The organism is Gymnodinialimonas sp., assembly GCF_059726805.1.
On sequence record NZ_AP041059.1, the window covers coordinates 4348117 to 4367459 of the forward strand.

Consider the following 19343-nt stretch of genomic DNA (forward strand, 5'->3'; position numbering starts at 1 on the left):
CATTCATTGCGCACCGCACGTTTTCGTAGGGTGCGCATTCATTGCGCACCCTAGGGGTTCAAAAGTTGTCTTCGTACTTCTTGGCCAACTCTTCGATGTTGTCGGGCGGCCAATCGACGATGTCCATGCCCAGGTGCAGGCCCATGCCCGACAGCACTTCCTTGATCTCGTTCAAGGACTTGCGACCGAAGTTCGGCGTGCGCAGCATCTCGGCTTCGGTCTTCTGGATCAGATCCCCGATGTAGACGATGTTGTCGTTCTTCAGGCAGTTGGCCGAGCGGACAGACAGTTCCAGCTCATCAACCTTCTTCAGCAGAAGCGGGTTGAATTCCAGATCATCCTCATCGTCCTGACGGGTCGCGGACTCGGGCTCATCGAAGTTCACGAAGATCGACAGCTGGTCCTGGATGATCCGCGCGGCATAGGCCACGGCATCGTCCGGCGTCAGCGAGCCGTCGGTTTCCAGCTTCAGCGTCAGCTTGTCGTAGTCCAGCACCTGGCCCTCACGGGTGGGCTGCACGTCGTAGGACACCTTCTTGACCGGAGAGTAAATGGCATCGATCGGCATCAGGCCAATCGGCGCATCCTCGGGCCGGTTCTTGTCGGCGGCGACATAGCCTTTGCCGGTGTTGACCGTCAACTCGATGTAGAGATCCGCGCCATCGTCGAGGTGGCAGATCACGTGGTCCTTGTTCAGGACGTCGATGCCTGCGCTCTCGCTGATGTCACCGGCGGTGACAACACGTGGGCCTTTGGCCGAGATCGACACGCGCTTGGGGCCTTCGGCGTCCATGCGGATCGCCACACCCTTGAGGTTCAGCACGATGTCGGTCACGTCTTCACGCACGCCAGCGACGCTGGAGAACTCGTGCAGAACGCCGTCGATTTGCACCGACGTGATCGCCGCGCCTTGCAGCGAGGACATCAGAACACGCCGCAGCGCGTTACCAAGGGTCAGGCCAAACCCACGCTCAAGCGGCTCGGCAACCACGGTTGCTTTACGCGCAGGATCATTGCCCGGCTGGACAACCAGCTGGGTGGGTTTGATCAGCTCTTGCCAATTTTTATGGATCATACGTCCCTCCATTCTTGTGTCGGTGGGATCCGAAGTCCGACACGCTCGAGGTTCAAAATGACGTCACCCCGCGCCGTTCGGAACGACGCGAGGGGAAGTAGAGAAATCAGCTTAGACGCGGCGGCGCTTGGGCGGACGGCAGCCGTTGTGCGCCATGGGCGTCACGTCGCGGATGGACGAGATCTGGAAACCCAGAGCGGCCAGGGCACGCAGCGCGCTTTCACGGCCAGAGCCGGGGCCCTGCACTTCGACTTCCAGCGTGCGCACGCCGTGGTCTTGCGCCTTCTTGCCCGCGTCTTCTGCGGCCATCTGGGCGGCAAACGGCGTGGATTTCCGCGAGCCCTTGAAGCCCATCGTACCGGCGGACGACCAGGAAATGGCGTTGCCTTGCACGTCGGAAATCAGGATCTTGGTGTTGTTGAACGAAGAGTTCACATGAGCAACGCCTGCGGCGATGTTCTTGGAGACCTTCTTCTTTGCGGGGCGACGATCGCGAGCCATGCTATCAGCCCTCCCTTATTTCTTCTTGCCGGCAATGGCCTTTGCGGGGCCTTTGCGCGTGCGAGCGTTGGTGTGGGTGCGCTGACCGCGAACAGGCAGGTTGCGGCGGTGACGCAGGCCACGGTAGCAACCGAGGTCCATCAGACGCTTGATGTTCATCTGGGTCTCTCGACGCAGGTCACCCTCAACAGCATAGTTGGCGTCGATGTGCTCGCGGATGGCGAGAACTTCGGCGTCAGACAGCTCGTTCACGCGGCGCGTGACGTCAATGCCAACGGCTTCGCAGATCGCGGCAGCAGAGGTGTGGCCAATTCCGGTGACATAGGTCAGCGCGATCGGAACGCGCTTGGCGGTGGGGATGTTAACCCCGGCAATACGTGCCATGTGTGGCATATCCTTTTCGTTGCGAGCCCGTCATGCCAGGCCCTTTTTTCACAACGTAAGCCCGGGCATTGCGCGCCGGGCTTGCGAGGTAATCTGTCGGGGTCAAATGCGCATCTGATTCCCGGTAAGATGCGGGATGTATGCCCCATTGGATGAAAGGTCAATAGGCCGCGTCCCCCGTCAGGAAAGGCGCCTTTTCCGCTCTTCCGGGGTCTCCCATTTCAGGGCCAGCGCTTCGAATTTTTCGAACGCTTTCGGCGCCCGGCTATCGGGCGTGTCAGACCGCAGATGGGTCACGAATTCTTCGGCCCGCGCCCAGTGGCGGACAACCGTTCCCCGCATGAAATCGCGGTAGAGGCTTTCGTCCAAAATCCCCTGCTCGATCCCGATGGCGACCAACTCGTAATGGTTGAGAAAGGCGATGACCTTGCGGCGCTGTTCCATCACGGCGGGCATGGTGGGGTCCTTGATCTGCTCGAACCCTGCGTTGCTGGCCAGGACCTCTTTGAAGGCGGCGTAGACGGACAAATAGAAATCTGTGGATTCCGAGCGTTCGATCAGGTCAAGCGTCGCCCGTTTGCGCGCGATATCCTGATTGGCGCGGATCGTGCGGTTCGACACCCAGAAGGCCGTGATACCCGACACGACAGCGGCCAATAGCGGGACCCATAAAAAACGAAACGCCGCGGGAATTCCTTCCGCGGCGCCAGCTATTTGGAAACCCAAAAGAAAGGGTTCAGTCACGGTATCCTTCACGTGCGATCATCAGGTCGCCTCCATAAAGTTACGTCCACGCCCTTAATATAGGCGCAAAACGCGTTTCAAACAAGTTAAGCGTCCAGAATGCCCGCGATCCCAGCCGAAACCTCATCGATCTCACCCAGGCCCGGAACCCAGCGCAGCTGGCCCTTCGCGTGGTAATATCCCAGCAGTGGAGAGGTCTTCTTGTAGTATTCCATCAGACGGATCTTGAGGCTTTCCTCATTATCGTCCGCGCGCACGGGCTCGCCTGCGGCAGCGGCTTCCTTGGCGCGGTTGACGATGCGACCCACCAGGGCCTCGTCGTTCACTTCCATCGCGATGACGTGGTCCAGCGTTTCGCCAACCTCTGCCAGCAGATCCGCCAGCGCATCGGCCTGCGCCAACGTCCGGGGGAAGCCGTCGAAGATGAAGCCAGAGCCACCCTTTTCCAGCTGCTCGCGGATCAGGCCGATGACGATCTCATCGGTCACAAGCTCTCCACGATCCATGACGCCCGCCACAAGATTACCCATCTCGGTCCCGCTGGTGCGGGCGGCGCGTAGCATGTCGCCCGTCGAAAGTTGAACCATGCCGCGTTTCTCAACGAGTATTCCGGCTTGCGTTCCTTTTCCCGCACCCGGCGGTCCTAGTAGAATAATGTTCATCTGCGCGCGGGTCCCTTCCGAGGTTTCTTGCCCCCACCCTTGCGACCGCGCAGCTGCGATTTCTCCAGCAGGCCCTCGTATTGGTGAGCCAGCAGATGAGACTGGATTTGTTGCACCGTGTCCATCCCCACCGACACAATGATCAGGATCGAGGTGCCGCCGAAGTAGGCCGTAATGGAAAGGTTGGTGCGCACGATTTCAGGCATCATGCAGACCAACGCCAGGTAGCCAGAGCCCAAAACCAGGATGCGCCGCACCACATATTCCAGGTATTCCGCCGTCCGCGCGCCGGGGCGGATGCCTGGAATGAAGCCGTTCTGGTTCTTCAGGTTGTCGGCCACATCCTCGGTCTTGAACGACACGTTGAGGGTGTAGAAATACGTGAAGAACACGATCATCGAGGCAAAGAAGATCAGGTAAAGCGGCTGGCCGGGCCCGAAGTTCGCCAGGATCCAGCTGAGCACCGGGCCATTGCCCTCCGCCCCGCCGAAGGTCGTCAGCGTGGTGGGCAGAAGCAACAGCGACGAGGCGAAGATCGCCGGGATCACGCCCGCCGGGTTCACCTTGATCGGCAAGTGGCTGGAGCCGCCGTCATAGACCTTCATGCCAACCTGACGGCGTGGGTACTGGATGTGTATTTTCCGCAGAGACCGCTCCATGAAGACGACGAAGAACAACGTCGCGATCAGCATCACGATCACGCCCAGGATCGCGGGCGTGCTCAGCGCGCCGGAACGGCCCGTCTCGAAGAACTGTGCCAGGGCGGCGGGAAGCTCGGCGATGATGCCGACGAAAATGATAAGCGAGATACCGTTACCGATGCCGCGCTGGGTGATCTGCTCGCCCAACCACATCAGGAACATGGTGCCGCCGACCAGCGTGATCACGCAGGCCGCGCGGAAGAACCAGCCGGGATCGGTGGCCAGGCCGCCCGATTCCATCGATACCGCAAGGCCGTAAGCCTGCGCCGTGGCCAGCGCCACCGTGCCGTAGCGGGTGTATTGGTTGATCTTCTTGCGCCCGGCCTCACCCTCTTTCTTCAACGCCTCCAGTGACGGCACCATCGCCGTCATCAGCTGCACGATGATCGAGGCCGAGATGTAGGGCATGATCCCCAGCGCAAAGACGCCCATCCGGGACAGCGCACCGCCGGTGAACATGTTCAGCACGCCCCCCAGGCCCGCTGCCGCGCTGTCGAAGAAGGCGCGCAGCTCGATCGGGTCGATGCCGGGCACCGGAATGTAGGTTCCGATCCGGTAAATGATCAGAAGGCCCAGAGTGAACCAGATGCGCTGTTTCAGCTCGGTTGCCTTACCGAACGCTTTCCAGCTCATGTTGGCGGCCATTTGCTCCGCTGCTGATGACATGCTGTTCCACCCAATATGCGCAAAACCGCATGACCCCGGTGTGGGAGCCTGCGGCGCGAGAAAACCTTAAGAAGTGATGTAGGCGGAGAGGTCCCCGCCCACAACCGTTACCCGGGCCAAAAAACCCGTGATGGGTTACTCAGCCGCAGCGGGGGCCGCCACAGTCAGCGCGCCACCGGCGGCTGCAACGGCGTCAATCGCCGCTTTGGAAGCGCCCGTGACCGAGATGTTCAGCTTGCCCGAAACTTCACCCTTGGCCAGCACGCGGATGCCGTCCAGCTTGCGGCGCACGAGACCCGAGGCGACCAGCGCGTCCTCGGTGATGTCAGCCTTGCCGTCCAGCTTGCCCGCGTCGATGAACTTCTGGATCAGGCCCAGGTTCACCACGGCAAACTTCTTGCGGTTGGGCTTGTTGAAGCCGCGCTTCGGCAGACGCTGGTAGAGGGGCATTTGGCCACCCTCATAGGCGTTGATCGCCACACCCGAGCGGGACTTTTGACCTTTGATACCCCGGCCACCCATCTTACCGGTGCCGGAACCGGGACCACGGCCAACGCGCTTGCGTTTCTTGATGGCGCCTGGATTATCACTGAGTTCATGCAGTTTCATGTCGCTTCTCCTTTGCCGGATGCGGCCCCCAGCGACGGGAGCGGCCGACCACGGCGTTTGCAATGTTGTCTGTAGCCCCGGATTGGGCCACCGTGGGCGTATAAGCGCGAGTCACATCTGGCGCAACATGTTTTGGAGCTTCCATGATCCGCCGTCTTTTGACCGCCGCAGCCATTCTGTTCTCGGGTGCGGCAACCGCGCAGGACATTGCCATTCCGGTGGGTCAGATCGGCGAAGGGTCAGTGGTGACGGTGCGCAACAGCCAAGGCGCCGTCTACACGCACCTGATGCTGGGGATCAACACGCCGGGCCTCTTTGTTTACGAGACCTACAACGGCGCGCAGCCGTCGGGGCAGTTGCTGTTTACCGACTACACGGATCACGACGGCAACCTGATGCGCCGCGTGCGCCCCAATGTCGGCACCGACACCTGGACCCCGCACCGCTGCAACCGCACCATGGGGCGCTGCACCTATACGGAGGTTCTGGCCAACGGTACCCGAAGCGAGCTGATCCGCACCACCACGCCGATACCGGGGGGCTTTGCCTTTACCATCACCGATACGGGCGGGCGGACGATTCTTAGTGGTGATGCGGTGCTGATGCCCCAGGGCTGGATGCAGACGGGCTCGTACCAGTTCGGCAATGGCACGCGGGTGACGTCCGAGGCGATCTCGGTCGAGTTCCGCTAAGGGCTGTCCTGATCCGGGTTTGGGGTTGGCGGGTGAAACCCGTGGCTTTCACGCAGGGCCTTCAGCGAGGGGCCCGGCAGGTTCAGATGCGCCATCGCCGTCGCCTCGTCCCGGAAGACCGCCACCTGGATCCCATCCGCGTTCTCGGCCAGGGATTGATACATCCGCGCCAGGCCGTAGTGGGTCTCGTTGGGCGCGTAAATCACACAGGTCGTCTTCACAGGCTCGCCGCCGGTCTGGGCGTTGACCATGGTCAGGATCGACCAAATGCGGGCGAAATCGGCGTCCAGCTCTTGCACGTCGGACAGGTCACAGATCTCGGGACGGCCGACCTGATAGTTCTCGTCGCGCAGATAGGCGGCGAACAACTCTCGATACTCGCCAATCTCGACGTCACCCCACCACCGGGCGAGCATGACATTCAGCTCGGTCGATATTGCGTATTCGATGGGCAACGGCACGAATCCGAAAAAGAAACAATTTGGAAACCAATTAAAATGGAATTGTGTCGAAGTTTTGCCGTTACGCCGGAAATGAAAATACCCCGGCCAAAAGACCGGGGTATTAAAACTTTGATCGGGAAATGGCGCAGCCTAGCTGCGTTTTTCGCCGGGGGACTTAGCCACGCTCTTCAATGATTTCCACCAGATGCGGGATCTTGTTGACCATGCCGCGCACGGAGGGGGTATCCTCCAGCTCGCGGGTCTTGTGCATCTTGTTCAGGCCCAGGCCGATCAGCGTCTTGCGCTGGATCTCGGGGCGGCGGATCGGCGAGCCGATCTGCTTGACGACGATTGTCTTTGCCATGGTTTAGGCCTCCTCGGTTGCCGCGTCAGCGGCGGGGGCGTCATCACGCTTGGGCAGGATGTCGGCAACTTTCTTGCCACGACGCGAGGCCACCTGACGGGGGCTCGACTCGTTGCGCAGACCGTCCAGCGTGGCACGGATCATGTTGTAGGGGTTCTGGGAGCCGGTCGATTTGGACACAACGTCCTTCACGCCCAACATCTCGAACACGGCACGCATCGGACCACCGGCGATGATCCCGGTCCCTTCAGGCGCGGTGCGCATCACGACCTTGCCGGCACCGTGGTGACCTTTGACGTCGTGGTGCAGCGTGCGGCCTTCTTTCAGCGGCACACGGATCAGCTGGCGCTTGGCCTGCTCGGTCGCCTTGCGGATCGCCTCGGGCACCTCTTTGGCCTTACCCTTGCCGAAGCCCACACGGCCACGCTGGTCGCCCACAACCACGAGGGCTGCGAAACCAAAGCGCTTACCGCCTTTTACGGTCTTGGACACACGGTTGATCGCGACCAGACGGTCTGCAAATTCCGGTGTTTCTTCTTCGCGGTTACGGCCACGGCCGCGTCCCCGGTTCTCACGTTCTGCCATGTGGCAAATCCTTCGTATTTACAGACGCCTTGTTGCGTCGATTGTCTCAATCCAAGTCCAGCGCATCCTTGGATGCGAAAGCCGGATCATCGAGGGTGCACAATGAATGTGCACCCTACAGGTTTCGCGTTTCGCGTAGGGTGCACATTCATTGTGCACCGCCACGCTGTCTTAGAACTTCAGGCCACCCTCACGCGCGGCGTCGGCCAAAGCCTTCACACGCCCGTGGAACAGGAAGCCGCCGCGGTCGAAGTAGCATTCCTCGACGCCGGCCTTCTTTGCCCGCTCGGCAATCGCAACGCCGATCTTGGCCGACGCCTCGACGTTGTTCTTGCCAACCACACCCAGCGACGGCTCCAGCGAAGAGGCCGAAGCCAGGGTCACGCCGTTGAGGTCGTCGATCAGTTGGACAGAGATGTTCTTGTTCGAACGATGCACCGACAGACGCGGACGTCCGTTGGCCATCTTCCGCATTTTGTTCCGGTTGCGCAGGCGGCGCTTCTGGAACAGCTCTCGTTTGCTTAGTGCCATTATGCCAGCCCTTACTTCTTCTTGCCTTCCTTACGGAAGATATACTCGCCCTTGTAGCGGATGCCCTTGCCCTTATAGGGCTCCGGCGCGCGCCACTCGCGAATGTTTGCTGCGACCTGACCAACGACCTGCTGGTCGTTGCCCTCGATGATGACTTCGGTGTTCTTGGGGCAAGTCACGGTGATGCCCTCGGGAACGGTGAAGTCGACGTCGTGGGAATACCCCAGCGACAGCTTCAGGACATTGCCCTGCATCTGCGCGCGATAACCCACACCCTGGATCTCAAGCTCTTTCTTGAAGCCGTCGGACACGCCGGTGACGAGGTTCTGCACCATGGTACGGGACATGCCCCACTGCTGACGCGCACGCTTGGACTTGCCACGCGGCGTCACAGAGATGGCATTATCCTCGATCGCCAGCGAGACGTCGTCGGTTGCCTTGAAGCTGCGGGTCCCCTTGGGGCCCTTCACTTCGATGGTCTGACCTGACACGGAGGCTTCGACACCCCCGGGCAGCTCGACCGGTTTTTTACCAATACGAGACATTCAGGCCTCCTTAGAAGATGGTGCAGAGCACTTCGCCGCCAACATTGTTGGTGCGAGCACTTGCATCGGACATAACGCCCTTGGAGGTGGAGACGATCGAGACGCCCAGGCCTTGGCGGACCTGCGGGATCTCGCCCACACCCATGTAGACGCGACGGCCAGGTTTGGACACGCGCTTCAGCTCACGGATAACCGGGGTACCTTCATAGTACTTCAGGCTGATTTCGAAAGCCGGGTGGCCGTCTTTACCAGTCGTGGCCTCATAGCCGCGGATGTAGCCTTCGTCCGCAAGCACATCCAGAACGCGGGCGCGCTGCTTGGAGGCCGGGGTCTCGACTGTGGACTTTCCGCGCATCTGGGAGTTCCGGATGCGGGTCAGCATATCACCGATGGGATCATTCATATCTTTGCTCCCTTACCAGCTGGACTTGACCATGCCGGGGATCTGACCAACAGAGGCCAGATCACGCAGCTTGATCCGCGACATTTTCAGCTTGCGGTAGTACGCCTTCGGGCGCCCGGTCAGCTGGCAACGGTTGTGAAGACGGGTGGCCGAGCTATCGCGGGGCAATTTCGCCAGTTTCAGGCGTGCCTTGAAGCGCTCTTCCATCGGCTTCGATTCATCGGTTGCGATCTCTTTGAGCGCAGCGCGTTTGGTGGCGTATTTTGCCACAAGACGCTGACGCTTAAGCTCGCGTTGGACCATGGAGACTTTTGCCATGTGTTCGTTCCTTTCGCGTCAGGCGTTGAAGGGCATGTTGAAGTGCTTCAGAAGCGACTTCGCCTCGGCGTCGGTATTCGCCGTTGTGACAATGATGATATCCATGCCCCAGTTCACATCGACCTTGTCGAAGTTGATCTCGGGGAACACGATATGCTCCTTCATGCCCATGGCGAAGTTGCCACGACCATCGAAGGACGGCTTCACACCCCGGAAGTCCCGGATACGGGGCATCGCGATGGTGGTCAGACGATCAAGGAAATCATACATGCGGTCGCCGCGCAGGGTCACTTTCGCGCCCACGGGGTGATCTTCACGCAGACGGAAGCCAGCGATGGACTTCTTGGCCTTCGTGACGACGGCGTGCTGACCGGCGATGGCGGTCAGGTCTTCCTGGGCCGACTTCGCTTTCTTGGTGTCACGCACCGACTCGGCACCGGATCCGATGTTGAGAACGATCTTCTCAAGACGCGGGATCTGCATGTCGTTCTTATAGCCGAATTCCTCTTTCAGCGCAGCTTTGATGCTGTCGGCGAATTTGGCTTTCAGGCGCGGGGTATAATTGGCTGTGTCCAACATTAGATCACGTCCCCCGTGGTCTTGGCGAAACGCACCTTCTTGCCGTCTTCCATCTTGAAGCCGACGCGGGTCGCTTTGCCGTTTGCATCCAGAAGCGCCAGGTTGCTCAGCTGGATCGGCATCGCTTGCGGGATGCGGCCCCCCTGGCTGGACTGGCTTTGCTTGGTGTGGCGGATGGCGATGTTCACGCCGTCCACGATGGCTTTGCCGGCCGCCGGCATCACAGACGAAATCTCGCCCTGCTTGCCCTTGTCCTTGCCCGCCAACACGACGACCTTGTCGCCCTTTTTCAGTTTAGCAGCCATCTTACAGCACCTCCGGGGCGAGCGAGATGATTTTCATGAAGTTCTTGGCGCGCAGCTCGCGAACAACCGGCCCGAAGATACGGGTGCCCATGGGCTCGTTGTTGTTGTTGAGGATCACGGCGGCGTTGCTGTCGAAGCTGATGGTCGTGCCGTCGTCGCGACGAACTTGTTTGGCGGTGCGCACGACAACGGCCTTACGGACGTCGCCTTTCTTCACGCGACCACGCGGGATGGCTTCCTTCACCGAGACGACGATCACGTCGCCGACGGAGGCGTACTTACGCTTGGAACCACCCAGAACCTTGATGCACTGAACACGGCGTGCGCCGCTGTTGTCAGCAACATCCAGATTAGTCTGCATCTGGATCATTTGGTTTCTCCCGACGTCCCGAACCGGCCTTTGAGGGGCACATTGGTCCGGGGGTTTCGATTAGTTTGAGAGGGGGCCGCCTAGTTGGCGATCACCTCCCAGCGTTTGGATTTGGAGACAGGCGCGCATTCCTGAATGCGCACGGTGTCGCCCACCTTGAAGGTGTTCTGCGGATCGTGAGCCCGGTACTTCTTGGACTTACGGATCGTCTTCTGCATGACCGGATGCTTGAAGCGACGCTCCACGGAGACGGTCACGGTTTGCTCGTTGGCGTCGCTGGTCACGGTGCCGGACAGGATGCGTTTGGGCATATCTTAGGCCTCCGTCGCGCCAGAGGCGCGCTGATCGTTAGAATTTGCGGCAGCGGCCGCTTTTTCGTTCAGAATGGTCTTAACACGCGCCGCGTCACGGCGAACCTGACGCATCCGGGCGGTGTTTTCGATTTGGCCAGTGGCCTGTTGGAAACGCAGGTTAAACGCTTCCTTCTTCAGAGCCGTCAGTTCATCACGAAGCTGATCCGGCGTCTTGTCACGCAGTTCTTGGGCGCTCATGCGCTGTTCCTTTCAACATCACCAGACAGCCCCTTGCAGTGTGGTCGCAGGGTCACCGTGATTCTGGTGGAGTTCGGTGAATGAAAGTGGCGTATAGGGGCCAAACGAGCTCTGCACAAGTCAAAGGTGGGTTCGCTGCAGAAAATCCTCAAACAACGGAACTGTAAACGCAATCTCCCCGTAAGAAGGCGCGTAAATCATCCCCTTTTTGATGATGCTCGCACGTCTTGGCCCTAAAGACTTTGGCTGCATCCCCAGAGCCTTCGCAACATCGTTGACCTTGTATGGCCCAACTCCTAGCTGCGCCATCGCTTTGACATAGTCGACTTCGGCCTTGGTCAAACGGTCGAACCGCACCCTGAAAAACCCATCATCCAAACGAGCTAACGCTTTTTCGTTCGCGACTTCAACGTCGGCCACGGTAATTGGACTACTATCTGCAGCGTTCCAAGCATGGTGTCCCCACTCTTGCAGAAAAAACGGATATCCTTGAGTTCGCAAGATAATGGTATCTAGAGCCTCGCCCTCAATTTCTGCTTCCTCTTCCGCGAGTGGCTTCGTTATTGCATTCGCAGCTTCGATAGCGTCAAGGGGCCCGACACTAGGAAAAACAAACAGCCGTTCCGCATAGCTTTTTGCGTCGCCCGAGAGCTTTGCGATCTGAGGCAAACCACCAGCAAAGACACGCACTGGCAAGTTGCGTTGCGACATTCGATGTACCGCTACAATAATTGCAGCGAGTTCTTCTTCCTGTAAATATTGCACCTCGTCGATCAGCAGCGCCCAACCGCGACCAGCTGCTTTTGCGGCTCGTCCAATCGCTTCGAACATCTCGGCAAGATCAATCTCTAGGTTACCACTGTCCGCAACTCCAGGCTCCGGCTCCACCCCAATTTCGACTGCTCCTGCGGAAATCTTGAACACACTGGCAAAGCCACGCAATGCCCGTAGACCTCCCACAGCCAATTGCTTTGCTCCCTCTGCTGCTGAAAGCTTGCGCAAGACCTGCCGCATGGAGGGATAAAGCAACTCTGTTAATGGCTTATCTTCTGGCGCCTCCACGAAGGAAGTAAGGTAGTTGCTGCTTTCAGCTTGGTCTAACACTTCATTAAGTAGAACGGTCTTTCCCGTGCCACGCAGCCCCAGGAAAATCTGGCTTTGAGAGTTTCTACCCAGAAGGGCGCGTTTCAACGCGATCTCGGAAGCTTCGACGATCTCCTCACGGCCTGCGAGCTCAGGAGGTCGTGAGGTCGTGAGCCCGCACCTGGCGAAAATGGATTTCTTAAAGGATCCACGGGAACATCCTATGCGTCGTTCAACTATCGAGTACTAACCATAACTAACCAGTAATTGATAGTTCTTATTAGTTCTCGTTAGCACTCAACCCTTCCCTTCCCCGCCCCCCCACGCCACACTCTCCCCATCCCCGGCGAGAGGCTCCCCATGGACGACCCCAAAACCCACAAGAAGCTCGACGCCCTCATCCGGCACACCCGCCAAAACACCCAGATGACCGAGCGCCTCCTCGCCCATCAGGTCTTCCAATCCCTGCCCGACGACAAGACCGTCACCTTCCCCCACCGGGGCGAACAGATCCGCTTCCATGTCCCCGACGGCTGGCTCGATGCCGTCCAGCGCGTCATCATGCTGTCGCGCACCTTCTATGAGGCCGCCCTTCTGGAACGCATCCGCGAGCGGATCTCGCCCGGAAAAACCTTCGTCGATGCAGGCGCCAATATCGGCAACCACAGCGTCTATTTCGCCAAGCTCTGCCGGGCCGCCCAAGTCCATGCTTTCGAGCCGATGCCCCATATGCAGGCCATCCTGCAGCGCAACGCCGACCTCAACGGGCCGGATCAGATCACCGTGCATCCCGTGGGCCTCGGCGCCACGGACACCACGGCGGATGTGGAGATCTTCAATCCCGCCAACCTCGGCTCCACCACCCTGCGCGCCAGCCTCAGCGAAGGCTCGGATGGCGCCATTCCCATCCGCCCGCTCGACAGCTTCGACCTGACCGACATCGACTTCATCAAGATCGATGTGGAGGGGATGCAGGACGCCGTCCTATCGGGTGCGCGCGACACCATTGCGCGCTGCCAGCCGCATCTGGTGATCGAGGCCTTCCAGCGCGGGGATGAGCGGGAGCGGACGCAAGACCTCCTCTCCGATATGGGCTACCAGGTGGACGAGGTCATCGGGCACAACATCTGGGCCGTGCCCGCCTAAAGCGTCCCGCCTTTAACCTGAGACATCAGATAGAGGAGGGGCGCACGTGCAACGATCAAGCCTTGCACTACGCTCCCCCAAAAGCTGTGGTTCAGGTTTCTGGCGGAACGCTTTAACCGTCACTTCGGCTTGCGCAGCATCTCGATGGCGACAGACTCGGTCGAAAAGCAGATGTAGCGATAATCGGCCTCGTTCAGCGTCTCTTGCAACGCCTTGTATTCGTGGTGCTTCCAGCCGGGATAGCCGTACAACTCATCAAACAGGATGACCGTCCCTTTGCGCAGCCGCGACTTGATCGCCGCCATGGCGTAGGCCGTGGGCGTGTAGGTATCCATATCCATATGCACGAAGGCGAACGGCGCCTTGCCCGTGTCTTCCAGATACCCGGGCAGCGTGTCCTGAACCCAGCCTTTGACCAGCGTGACATTGTCGGGCACCTTCGGCAGCTCTCCGGCCTGGGTGAAGGCGCCGACTTCGCGGCCCGACTGCATGCCGGTCCAATCCTCTTCCAGCCCCTCGAAACTGTCGAAACCGGTCATCTCCAACCCGTGCGGCTTCAGCATGTTGCCGAACAAACGACACCCGTCGCCACCCGCAACCCCAAGCTCTACGTACAAGCCATCGGCCACCTCATTGCCGATGGCCCGCTTGATCGCATACTCGCGGTTCTTGTCCTTGTTCCGGAACAGCATCGACTGTTCCATATGCTCTTTGAAATGCTCAAAGCTCTCCACCTTGGAGGCTTCCGTGAGATATCCAATGGGGTTTCCGCCCGCCATTTGCCTGCTCCGCCTGATATGCGGGTTCGCGCCCGCGTTTTGGTTGCGGCGCAGTCAACACGCAGATGGGCGCGCAATCAAGGGCGATGCTATTCCCAACGGTAATTGAAGCTGACGCTGATGCGGTCGTCCTCGTCCATGTTCATCGGCACCTCGTGGCGCAGCCAGCTTTCCCACAGCAGCACGTCGCCCGCCTCGGGGCCAGGGTAGACGAAGGCGCGCAGTTGTTCGCGGGCGTCGGGCCTGCGCGTGGGTGCGGCCATCATCATCGCGTGGCGCGGGTCTTCCAGCTTGATCGAGCGTGCGCCGGGCGGGACCTGCACATAGGTCGTGCCGGAGATCACCGAATGGGGGTGGATGTGGCTGGAATGCGTCCCGCCCTCGGGCAGGATGTTGATCCAGATGTCCTCCAGCACCAGCTTGCGCCCGTCCAGATCGAACTCCAGATCTTCCGCGAAGGCCACCACATGGGCGTCGAGCGCTGTGACGACATCAGCGAAGATCGGAAAGCGCCAGGGCAGATCGGTGAGCGAGGCATAAGACGTATAGCCCGGAAATCCGTTCTCCTCGCACCAGTCCTGGCCCGCGCTGTCGTCCTCGGCGACCGAGATGCAGCTATCGGCCAGTTCTTCGGCGTCGATGGCGGGGCCAAGCTCGGCCAGCTTGGCGTGGTAAAGGCGGGTCACGAAGAGGGATTTGATCTGGGCCATGGCGCGGGTTGTAGGGCGGCGCTCGGCCCGCCGCAACGGTTTGGAAAGGAATGTGCGGTAGGCCTCTGCTATCTGACGATGGGTAGAGGCCAGAATGGCGCGATTGATCCTTCGGGCATTTGCCCTTTGCCTTGCCCTTGCAGGCATGGCCCAGGCAGACGTCACCCCCTTGGCCTCCCTGACGGCCAGGCCCCTGCTCGGCGGTGCCACCGCCCCCACGGCGCTGTCAGTTGAAACGTCGTCTGTCGGGGCCTCACCTGTTGCAACGTCGTCTTCGGGCTCCCTTTTCGCAGGCGACGGCACGGGGTTCTTTGCCCCCCTGCCGCCCCGTGCCCGCGCCGCCCCTTCCGTACCCCGCGCGCTCGGCGCCCAGGGCCCCGTCGCGCAACTCCTCTCCCTGATCGCACGCGTCGAAGCCGGATCGGCTGGCTATGACGCCGTCCAACACGGCGCCCGCATCCACCCACCCCGCGCGCCCACCCAGATGACCCTTGGCGAGATTCACGCCTGGATCGCTGCCACCCCCGGTCAGCCCCACGCCATTGGCCGCTACCAGTTTATCCCCCAGACCCTGCGCCGCGTCGCAGGCCTCCGCGGATACGGCCCAGAGACCCGCTTCACGCCCCAGGTGCAGGACAGCCTCGCCCTGATCCTGCTGGAAGACGCGGGCCTGCGCGCGTTCGAGGCCGGGCAAATGCCCCGGACCCGCTTCATGCATAACCTCGCCCGCATCTGGGCGGGCCTGCCCCTGCCCAATGGCCGCTCGTATTACGAAGGCTACGCGGGCAACAGCGCCGCGATGACCTGGGCCGAGTTTGAAGGCGGCCTCGCCCGGATCTGGCCCAATGGCTAAGGGTTTGCACTGGACAGGCCCCGGCCCGGTGCGGTTAACCTTCCCGCTATGTCCCAAGATCCCCTCGACACCGCCTTTCGCCGCCTGGAGGACCTCGACCTCTCCGCGATCCAATCCACCGGCGACTGGGGCCTTGGCCGCACCTTCAGCCACCTGGCCCAGGGGGTGGAGTTCTCGCTGTCCGGCTACCCGCAGGAGAAGCCCAAGCTGTTCCAATGGACCGCCGGAAAAATCGCCTTCGCCGTCTTCAACCACCGGGGCCAGATGAGCCACGGATTGGACGAGCCGATCCCCGGCGAGGTCGTCGCAGAGGCCTCCGCCGAAGACGGCCTGCAACGGCTCTGGGTCTCGCTAGAGGCCTTCCGCAAATTCGAAGGCCCCCTAAAACCCCACTTCGCTTTCGGGCGGCTCGGCAAGGATCAATTCGCCAAAGCGCACCTGATGCATATCGAGAACCATCTGGATGAGGTTCGGGAGGTGTGACACTTGCGCGATCACCCGATCCCTAGCCATCAAAGTGCGCTAGCCTTTTGTCTCCAAGCAAAACTGAATCGAACACGGCAAAGACCTGCTTCGCAAGATCCGTTCCTACAACGTCTTCGCGCATCAACGCAGTCGACACGAGATTACTGCTCGCCACGGGACGATCTTTGGCATTGATCACCATGACACCCTGGCGACCCGCTTCTTCATAGTAAATGAGCGAGATGGCACATCTATCATCGCTGCCCGTGCCCTCACCCCAGCGCCCAAAAATCAAGTCGAAATTGGCTGGATGGCTGTCGAATGGCATCTCGACGGTCCACTGCATGGTGTAATGCGCAAGTGTGTCGCCATTGCTCTCATGGACAAATCCCATAATTGCGTGGGTACGGTTGCCACAACAATCACAAATGCTCTGAGTCTCTTTTGTCGGCTCAACCTCAAACACTGAATTTCCTCGCAGAAACTTGCAAAAGTACCGGGAGCTCAGTCAAAATCGCGCCTTTAACGACAAAGCCCCCGCCGATTGCTCGGCAGGAGCTCTAATCTCACTCAGATCTTACGATCTTACCAGTCTTCACGCACGATCGTGCGGGTCTTGACCGGCAGCTTCATCGCGGCCAGGCGCAGGGCCTCACGGGCGATGGGCTCGGCCACACCGTCGATCTCGAACATGATCCGGCCCGGCTTCACTTTGCAGGCCCAGAAGTCGACCGAGCCCTTACCCTTACCCATACGCACTTCGACGGGCTTGGAGGTCACCGGCGTGTCCGGGAAGATCCGGATCCAGACGCGACCCTGACGCTTCATGTGACGCGTCATGGCCCGACGGGCGGCTTCGATCTGGCGCGCAGTCACGCGCTCGGGCTGCAGAGCCTTCAAGCCATAAGTGCCGAACGTCAGGTCCGATCCGCCCTTGGCTTCGCCGCGAATACGGCCCTTCTGCATCTTGCGGAACTTAGTCCGTTTTGGTTGCAACATTGCTCAAGCCCTCTCAGCGATCACGGCGCGGGCGCGAGGCCCCACCGCTTTCCTGAAGCTCCTGCTGGCGACGGTCATGGGCCGACGGATCGTGCTCCATGATTTCACCTTTGAAGATCCAGGTCTTGATTCCGATGATGCCGTAAGCGGTCTTGGCTTCGGCATGTGCATAGTCGATGTCGGCCCGCAGGGTGTGAAGCGGCACGCGGCCCTCACGATACCATTCGGTCCGTGCGATCTCGGCGCCGCCAAGACGACCCGCGACGTTCACCCGGATCCCGAGCGAACCCATCCGCATGGCGTTCTGAACCGCCCGCTTCATGGCACGACGGAACGACACACGACGCTCCAACTGCTGCGCAATGCTCTCGGCAACGAGACGCGCGTCCAGCTCGGGCTTGCGGATCTCAACGATGTTGAGGTGCAATTCGCTGTCCGTGATCTCGGACAGAGCTTTGCGCAGGCCTTCGATGTCTGCACCCTTCTTGCCGATGATCACACCCGGACGTGCCGAATGAATGGTCACGCGGCACTTCTTGTGCGGACGCTCGATGATGATCTTCGAAATACCAGCATCGCCAGCCGGACGTTTGTCGCGCTTCGCGACAAAATCCCACCAACCATTCTTGATGTAATCGCGGATCTTGATGTCTTCCAGCAGCAGGTCACCGTAGTCCTTGGTGTCTGCGTACCAGCGGCTGTCCCAGGTCCGGTTGACCTGGAGACGCATCCCGATGGGGTTAACCTTATGTCCCATTACGAAGTCTCCTCGACCTGGCGAACCTTGATCGTCAATTCAGCGAACGGCTTGAGAATTTTGCCAAACCGGCCACGAGCCCGCGGGCGTCCGCGCTTCATGGTCAGGTTCTTGCCAACCCAGGCTTCCACGACGACCAACTCATCGACGTCCAACCCGTGGTTGTTCTCGGCGTTTGCGATGGCCGACTGAAGGCATTTCTTCACGTCAACCGCGATGCGCTTCTTGGAGAAGGTCAGGTCCGTCAGGGCCTTTTCAACCTTCTGGCCACGGATGAGGCCAGCAACAAGGTTCAGCTTCTGCGGGCTGGTCTTCAGCATCCGCAGCTTGGCCATCGCCTCATTGTCCGCGACGCGGCGGGGGTTCTTTTCCTTGCTCATTTGCGCTTCGCCTTCTTGTCGGCGGCGTGACCGTAGTAGGTCCGCGTGGGCGAGTATTCCCCGAACTTCTGACCGATCATGTCTTCGGTGACGTTCACCGGCACGTGCTTGCGGCCGTTGTAGACACCGAACGTCAGACCGACGAACTGCGGGAGGATGGTGGAGCGGCGCGACCAGATCTTGATGACCTCGTTGCGACCGGACTCTTTGGACTTTTCGGCCTTCTTGAGGACATAGCTGTCGACAAAAGGACCTTTCCAGACTGAGCGGCTCATATCTTAGCGGCCTTTCTTCTTGGCGTGACGCGAGCGGATGATCAGCTTCTGCGACGCCTTGTTCTTGTCGCGGGTGCGACGGCCCTTGGTGTCCTTACCCCAGGGGGTAACCGGCGTACGACCGCCAGAGGTCCGGCCTTCACCACCACCGTGGGGGTGGTCGATCGGGTTCATGGCAACACCACGCACCGACGGACGCTTGCCCATGTGGCGGACACGGCCCGCTTTACCAAGGTTCTGGTTCGAGTTGTCGGGGTTCGACACGGCACCAACGGTGGCCATGCATTCCTGACGCACCAGGCGCAGCTCGCCCGAGGACAGGCGGATCTGAGCGTAACCGCCGTCCCGACCCACAAACTGAGCATAGGTGCCAGCAGCGCGGGCAATCTGCCCCCCCTTGCCGGGCTTCAGCTCGATGTTATGGACGATCGTGCCGATCGGCAGGCCCGAGAAGGGCATCGCGTTGCCCGGCTTGATGTCGGCCTTCGCGCTTGCGATCACCTTGTCACCAACGCCCAGGCGCTGGGGGGCAAGAATGTAGTTCAGCTCGCCATCATCATAGCGCACCAGCGCGATGAAGGCGGTCCGGTTCGGGTCATACTCGATCCGCTCGACCGTGGCCGAGACGTCGAATTTCTTCCGCTTGAAGTCCACGATGCGGTAAAGGCGCTTTGCCCCACCCCCAATGCGACGTGCCGTGATCCGTCCGGTGTTGTTCCGACCGCCCTTCTTCGTCAAACCCTGCGTAAGGGTCTTGACGGGACGTCCTTTCCAAAGCTCCGAACGGTCGATCAGTACCAGCCCACGCTGGCCCGGCGTCGTCGGCTTATACGACTTGAGTGCCATGTTCACTGTCTTCCGTTTGCTA

32 protein-coding genes are annotated in these 19343 nt (G+C 60.3%); 4 read left to right on the plus strand and 28 right to left on the minus strand.

All coding sequences use genetic code 11. The features are described 5' to 3' along the window. Positions 1–58 precede the first annotated feature (58 nt). From AC6I9R_RS21350 to rplO, 7 genes are all read right to left on the minus strand, one after another. On the minus strand, positions 59–1075 hold the full coding sequence (locus AC6I9R_RS21350; protein WP_461429254.1) for a DNA-directed RNA polymerase subunit alpha: 1017 nt from the start codon (positions 1073–1075) through the stop codon (positions 59–61). Between the two features lie 111 nt (positions 1076–1186). After that, positions 1187–1576 (minus strand): 30S ribosomal protein S11, encoded by a 390-nt coding sequence (gene rpsK, locus AC6I9R_RS21355; RefSeq protein WP_461429253.1) that lies wholly within the window; start codon positions 1574–1576, stop codon positions 1187–1189. A 15-nt stretch (positions 1577–1591) separates the two neighbouring features. Next, positions 1592–1960, minus strand: coding sequence for a 30S ribosomal protein S13 (rpsM, locus tag AC6I9R_RS21360; RefSeq protein ID WP_011453740.1), 369 nt, complete (start codon positions 1958–1960; stop codon positions 1592–1594). A 180-nt stretch (positions 1961–2140) separates the two neighbouring features. Next, positions 2141–2617: a DUF4760 domain-containing protein gene (locus AC6I9R_RS21365; protein WP_461429252.1), complete on the minus strand. Its 477-nt coding sequence runs from the start codon at positions 2615–2617 to the stop codon at positions 2141–2143. Positions 2618–2790: 173 nt separating this feature from the next. Further along, positions 2791–3366, minus strand: a complete 576-nt coding sequence (locus AC6I9R_RS21370; RefSeq protein ID WP_461429251.1) for an adenylate kinase — start codon at positions 3364–3366, stop codon at positions 2791–2793. Then, positions 3363–4733: a preprotein translocase subunit SecY gene (gene secY / locus AC6I9R_RS21375; protein ID WP_461429250.1), complete on the minus strand. Its 1371-nt coding sequence runs from the start codon at positions 4731–4733 to the stop codon at positions 3363–3365. The genes AC6I9R_RS21370 and secY overlap by 4 nt, the downstream gene beginning before the upstream one ends. A 135-nt stretch (positions 4734–4868) precedes the next feature. Next, positions 4869–5342 carry a 50S ribosomal protein L15 gene (gene rplO / locus AC6I9R_RS21380; RefSeq protein WP_461429249.1) on the minus strand — a complete coding sequence of 158 codons (474 nt, stop codon included), beginning with the start codon at positions 5340–5342 and terminating at the stop codon, positions 4869–4871. Between the two features lie 143 nt (positions 5343–5485). Here rplO and AC6I9R_RS21385 point away from each other — a divergent pair, with 143 nt between their 5' ends. Continuing rightward, positions 5486–6034, plus strand: coding sequence for a hypothetical protein (locus AC6I9R_RS21385; RefSeq protein ID WP_461429248.1), 549 nt, complete (start codon positions 5486–5488; stop codon positions 6032–6034). Here the strand turns inward: AC6I9R_RS21385 and AC6I9R_RS21390 are convergent. The 13 genes from AC6I9R_RS21390 to AC6I9R_RS21450 form a co-directional block, all read right to left on the minus strand. Further along, a complete protein-coding gene (locus AC6I9R_RS21390; RefSeq protein WP_461429247.1) occupies positions 6031–6495 on the minus strand; it encodes a hypothetical protein in 465 nt (154 codons plus the stop codon). The genes AC6I9R_RS21385 and AC6I9R_RS21390 overlap by 4 nt on opposite strands. Positions 6496–6652: 157 nt before the next feature. Beyond that, positions 6653–6841 (minus strand): 50S ribosomal protein L30, encoded by a 189-nt coding sequence (rpmD, locus tag AC6I9R_RS21395; protein WP_461429246.1) that lies wholly within the window; start codon positions 6839–6841, stop codon positions 6653–6655. 3 nt (positions 6842–6844) lie between these two features. Then, positions 6845–7426: a 30S ribosomal protein S5 gene (gene rpsE / locus AC6I9R_RS21400; protein ID WP_461429245.1), complete on the minus strand. Its 582-nt coding sequence runs from the start codon at positions 7424–7426 to the stop codon at positions 6845–6847. A 171-nt stretch (positions 7427–7597) separates the two neighbouring features. After that, positions 7598–7957 (minus strand): 50S ribosomal protein L18, encoded by a 360-nt coding sequence (gene rplR, locus AC6I9R_RS21405; protein ID WP_461429244.1) that lies wholly within the window; start codon positions 7955–7957, stop codon positions 7598–7600. An 11-nt stretch (positions 7958–7968) separates the two neighbouring features. Continuing rightward, positions 7969–8502 (minus strand): 50S ribosomal protein L6, encoded by a 534-nt coding sequence (rplF, locus tag AC6I9R_RS21410; RefSeq protein WP_461429243.1) that lies wholly within the window; start codon positions 8500–8502, stop codon positions 7969–7971. A gap of 10 nt (positions 8503–8512) precedes the next feature. After that, on the minus strand, positions 8513–8905 hold the full coding sequence (gene rpsH / locus AC6I9R_RS21415) for a 30S ribosomal protein S8 (RefSeq protein WP_461429242.1): 393 nt from the start codon (positions 8903–8905) through the stop codon (positions 8513–8515). 12 nt (positions 8906–8917) lie between these two features. Then, the gene (gene rpsN / locus AC6I9R_RS21420) at positions 8918–9223 is read right to left on the minus strand and encodes a 30S ribosomal protein S14 (RefSeq protein ID WP_461429241.1); all 306 of its coding nucleotides are present in this window, start codon (positions 9221–9223) and stop codon (positions 8918–8920) included. 18 nt (positions 9224–9241) lie between these two features. Then, positions 9242–9802 carry a 50S ribosomal protein L5 gene (gene rplE / locus AC6I9R_RS21425; RefSeq protein WP_461429240.1) on the minus strand — a complete coding sequence of 187 codons (561 nt, stop codon included), beginning with the start codon at positions 9800–9802 and terminating at the stop codon, positions 9242–9244. Next, complete coding sequence (gene rplX / locus AC6I9R_RS21430) at positions 9802–10107, minus strand: 50S ribosomal protein L24 (RefSeq protein ID WP_461429239.1); 306 nt, start codon at positions 10105–10107, stop codon at positions 9802–9804. Before rplX ends, rplE begins: the two co-directional genes overlap by 1 nt. 1 nt (position 10108) lies before the next feature. Continuing rightward, entirely contained in the window at positions 10109–10477 is a 369-nt protein-coding gene (gene rplN, locus AC6I9R_RS21435) for a 50S ribosomal protein L14 (protein ID WP_461429238.1), read from the minus strand. An 80-nt stretch (positions 10478–10557) separates the two neighbouring features. Beyond that, complete coding sequence (gene rpsQ, locus AC6I9R_RS21440) at positions 10558–10788, minus strand: 30S ribosomal protein S17 (protein WP_461429237.1); 231 nt, start codon at positions 10786–10788, stop codon at positions 10558–10560. 3 nt (positions 10789–10791) lie between these two features. Continuing rightward, on the minus strand, positions 10792–11028 hold the full coding sequence (gene rpmC / locus AC6I9R_RS21445) for a 50S ribosomal protein L29 (protein WP_461429236.1): 237 nt from the start codon (positions 11026–11028) through the stop codon (positions 10792–10794). A 120-nt stretch (positions 11029–11148) separates the two neighbouring features. After that, the gene (locus AC6I9R_RS21450) at positions 11149–12351 is read right to left on the minus strand and encodes an ATP-binding protein (RefSeq protein WP_497863119.1); all 1203 of its coding nucleotides are present in this window, start codon (positions 12349–12351) and stop codon (positions 11149–11151) included. A 120-nt stretch (positions 12352–12471) separates the two neighbouring features. Between AC6I9R_RS21450 and AC6I9R_RS21455 the strand changes: the two genes are divergently transcribed. Further along, the gene (locus AC6I9R_RS21455) at positions 12472–13257 is read left to right on the plus strand and encodes an FkbM family methyltransferase (protein ID WP_461429235.1); all 786 of its coding nucleotides are present in this window, start codon (positions 12472–12474) and stop codon (positions 13255–13257) included. Between the two features lie 119 nt (positions 13258–13376). Here the strand turns inward: AC6I9R_RS21455 and AC6I9R_RS21460 are convergent, their stop codons facing one another. Further along, positions 13377–14036 carry a class I SAM-dependent methyltransferase gene (locus AC6I9R_RS21460; RefSeq protein ID WP_461429234.1) on the minus strand — a complete coding sequence of 220 codons (660 nt, stop codon included), beginning with the start codon at positions 14034–14036 and terminating at the stop codon, positions 13377–13379. Between the two features lie 89 nt (positions 14037–14125). Next, positions 14126–14746, minus strand: coding sequence for a 2OG-Fe(II) oxygenase family protein (locus AC6I9R_RS21465; RefSeq protein ID WP_461429233.1), 621 nt, complete (start codon positions 14744–14746; stop codon positions 14126–14128). A 94-nt stretch (positions 14747–14840) separates the two neighbouring features. Between AC6I9R_RS21465 and AC6I9R_RS21470 the strand changes: the two genes are divergently transcribed. Together AC6I9R_RS21470 and AC6I9R_RS21475 are read left to right on the plus strand one after the other, a co-directional pair. Next, entirely contained in the window at positions 14841–15599 is a 759-nt protein-coding gene (locus tag AC6I9R_RS21470; protein WP_461429232.1) for a hypothetical protein, read from the plus strand. A 48-nt stretch (positions 15600–15647) separates the two neighbouring features. Beyond that, entirely contained in the window at positions 15648–16082 is a 435-nt protein-coding gene (locus tag AC6I9R_RS21475) for a DUF1569 domain-containing protein (protein WP_461429231.1), read from the plus strand. Positions 16083–16104: 22 nt separating this feature from the next. Here AC6I9R_RS21475 and AC6I9R_RS21480 read toward each other — a convergent pair whose 3' ends face one another. From AC6I9R_RS21480 to rplB, 6 genes are all read right to left on the minus strand, one after another. After that, positions 16105–16530 carry a hypothetical protein gene (locus AC6I9R_RS21480; RefSeq protein ID WP_461429230.1) on the minus strand — a complete coding sequence of 142 codons (426 nt, stop codon included), beginning with the start codon at positions 16528–16530 and terminating at the stop codon, positions 16105–16107. Between the two features lie 119 nt (positions 16531–16649). Beyond that, positions 16650–17063: a 50S ribosomal protein L16 gene (gene rplP, locus AC6I9R_RS21485; protein ID WP_461429229.1), complete on the minus strand. Its 414-nt coding sequence runs from the start codon at positions 17061–17063 to the stop codon at positions 16650–16652. Positions 17064–17076: 13 nt separating this feature from the next. Further along, positions 17077–17820, minus strand: a complete 744-nt coding sequence (rpsC, locus tag AC6I9R_RS21490; RefSeq protein ID WP_257894201.1) for a 30S ribosomal protein S3 — start codon at positions 17818–17820, stop codon at positions 17077–17079. Then, positions 17820–18200: a 50S ribosomal protein L22 gene (gene rplV, locus AC6I9R_RS21495; RefSeq protein ID WP_461429228.1), complete on the minus strand. Its 381-nt coding sequence runs from the start codon at positions 18198–18200 to the stop codon at positions 17820–17822. Before rplV ends, rpsC begins: the two co-directional genes overlap by 1 nt. Then, positions 18197–18475, minus strand: a complete 279-nt coding sequence (gene rpsS, locus AC6I9R_RS21500; RefSeq protein WP_461429227.1) for a 30S ribosomal protein S19 — start codon at positions 18473–18475, stop codon at positions 18197–18199. The genes rplV and rpsS overlap by 4 nt, the downstream gene beginning before the upstream one ends. A 3-nt stretch (positions 18476–18478) precedes the next feature. After that, the gene (gene rplB, locus AC6I9R_RS21505; protein ID WP_461429226.1) at positions 18479–19321 is read right to left on the minus strand and encodes a 50S ribosomal protein L2; all 843 of its coding nucleotides are present in this window, start codon (positions 19319–19321) and stop codon (positions 18479–18481) included. Between the last annotated feature and the right edge of the window lie 22 nt (positions 19322–19343).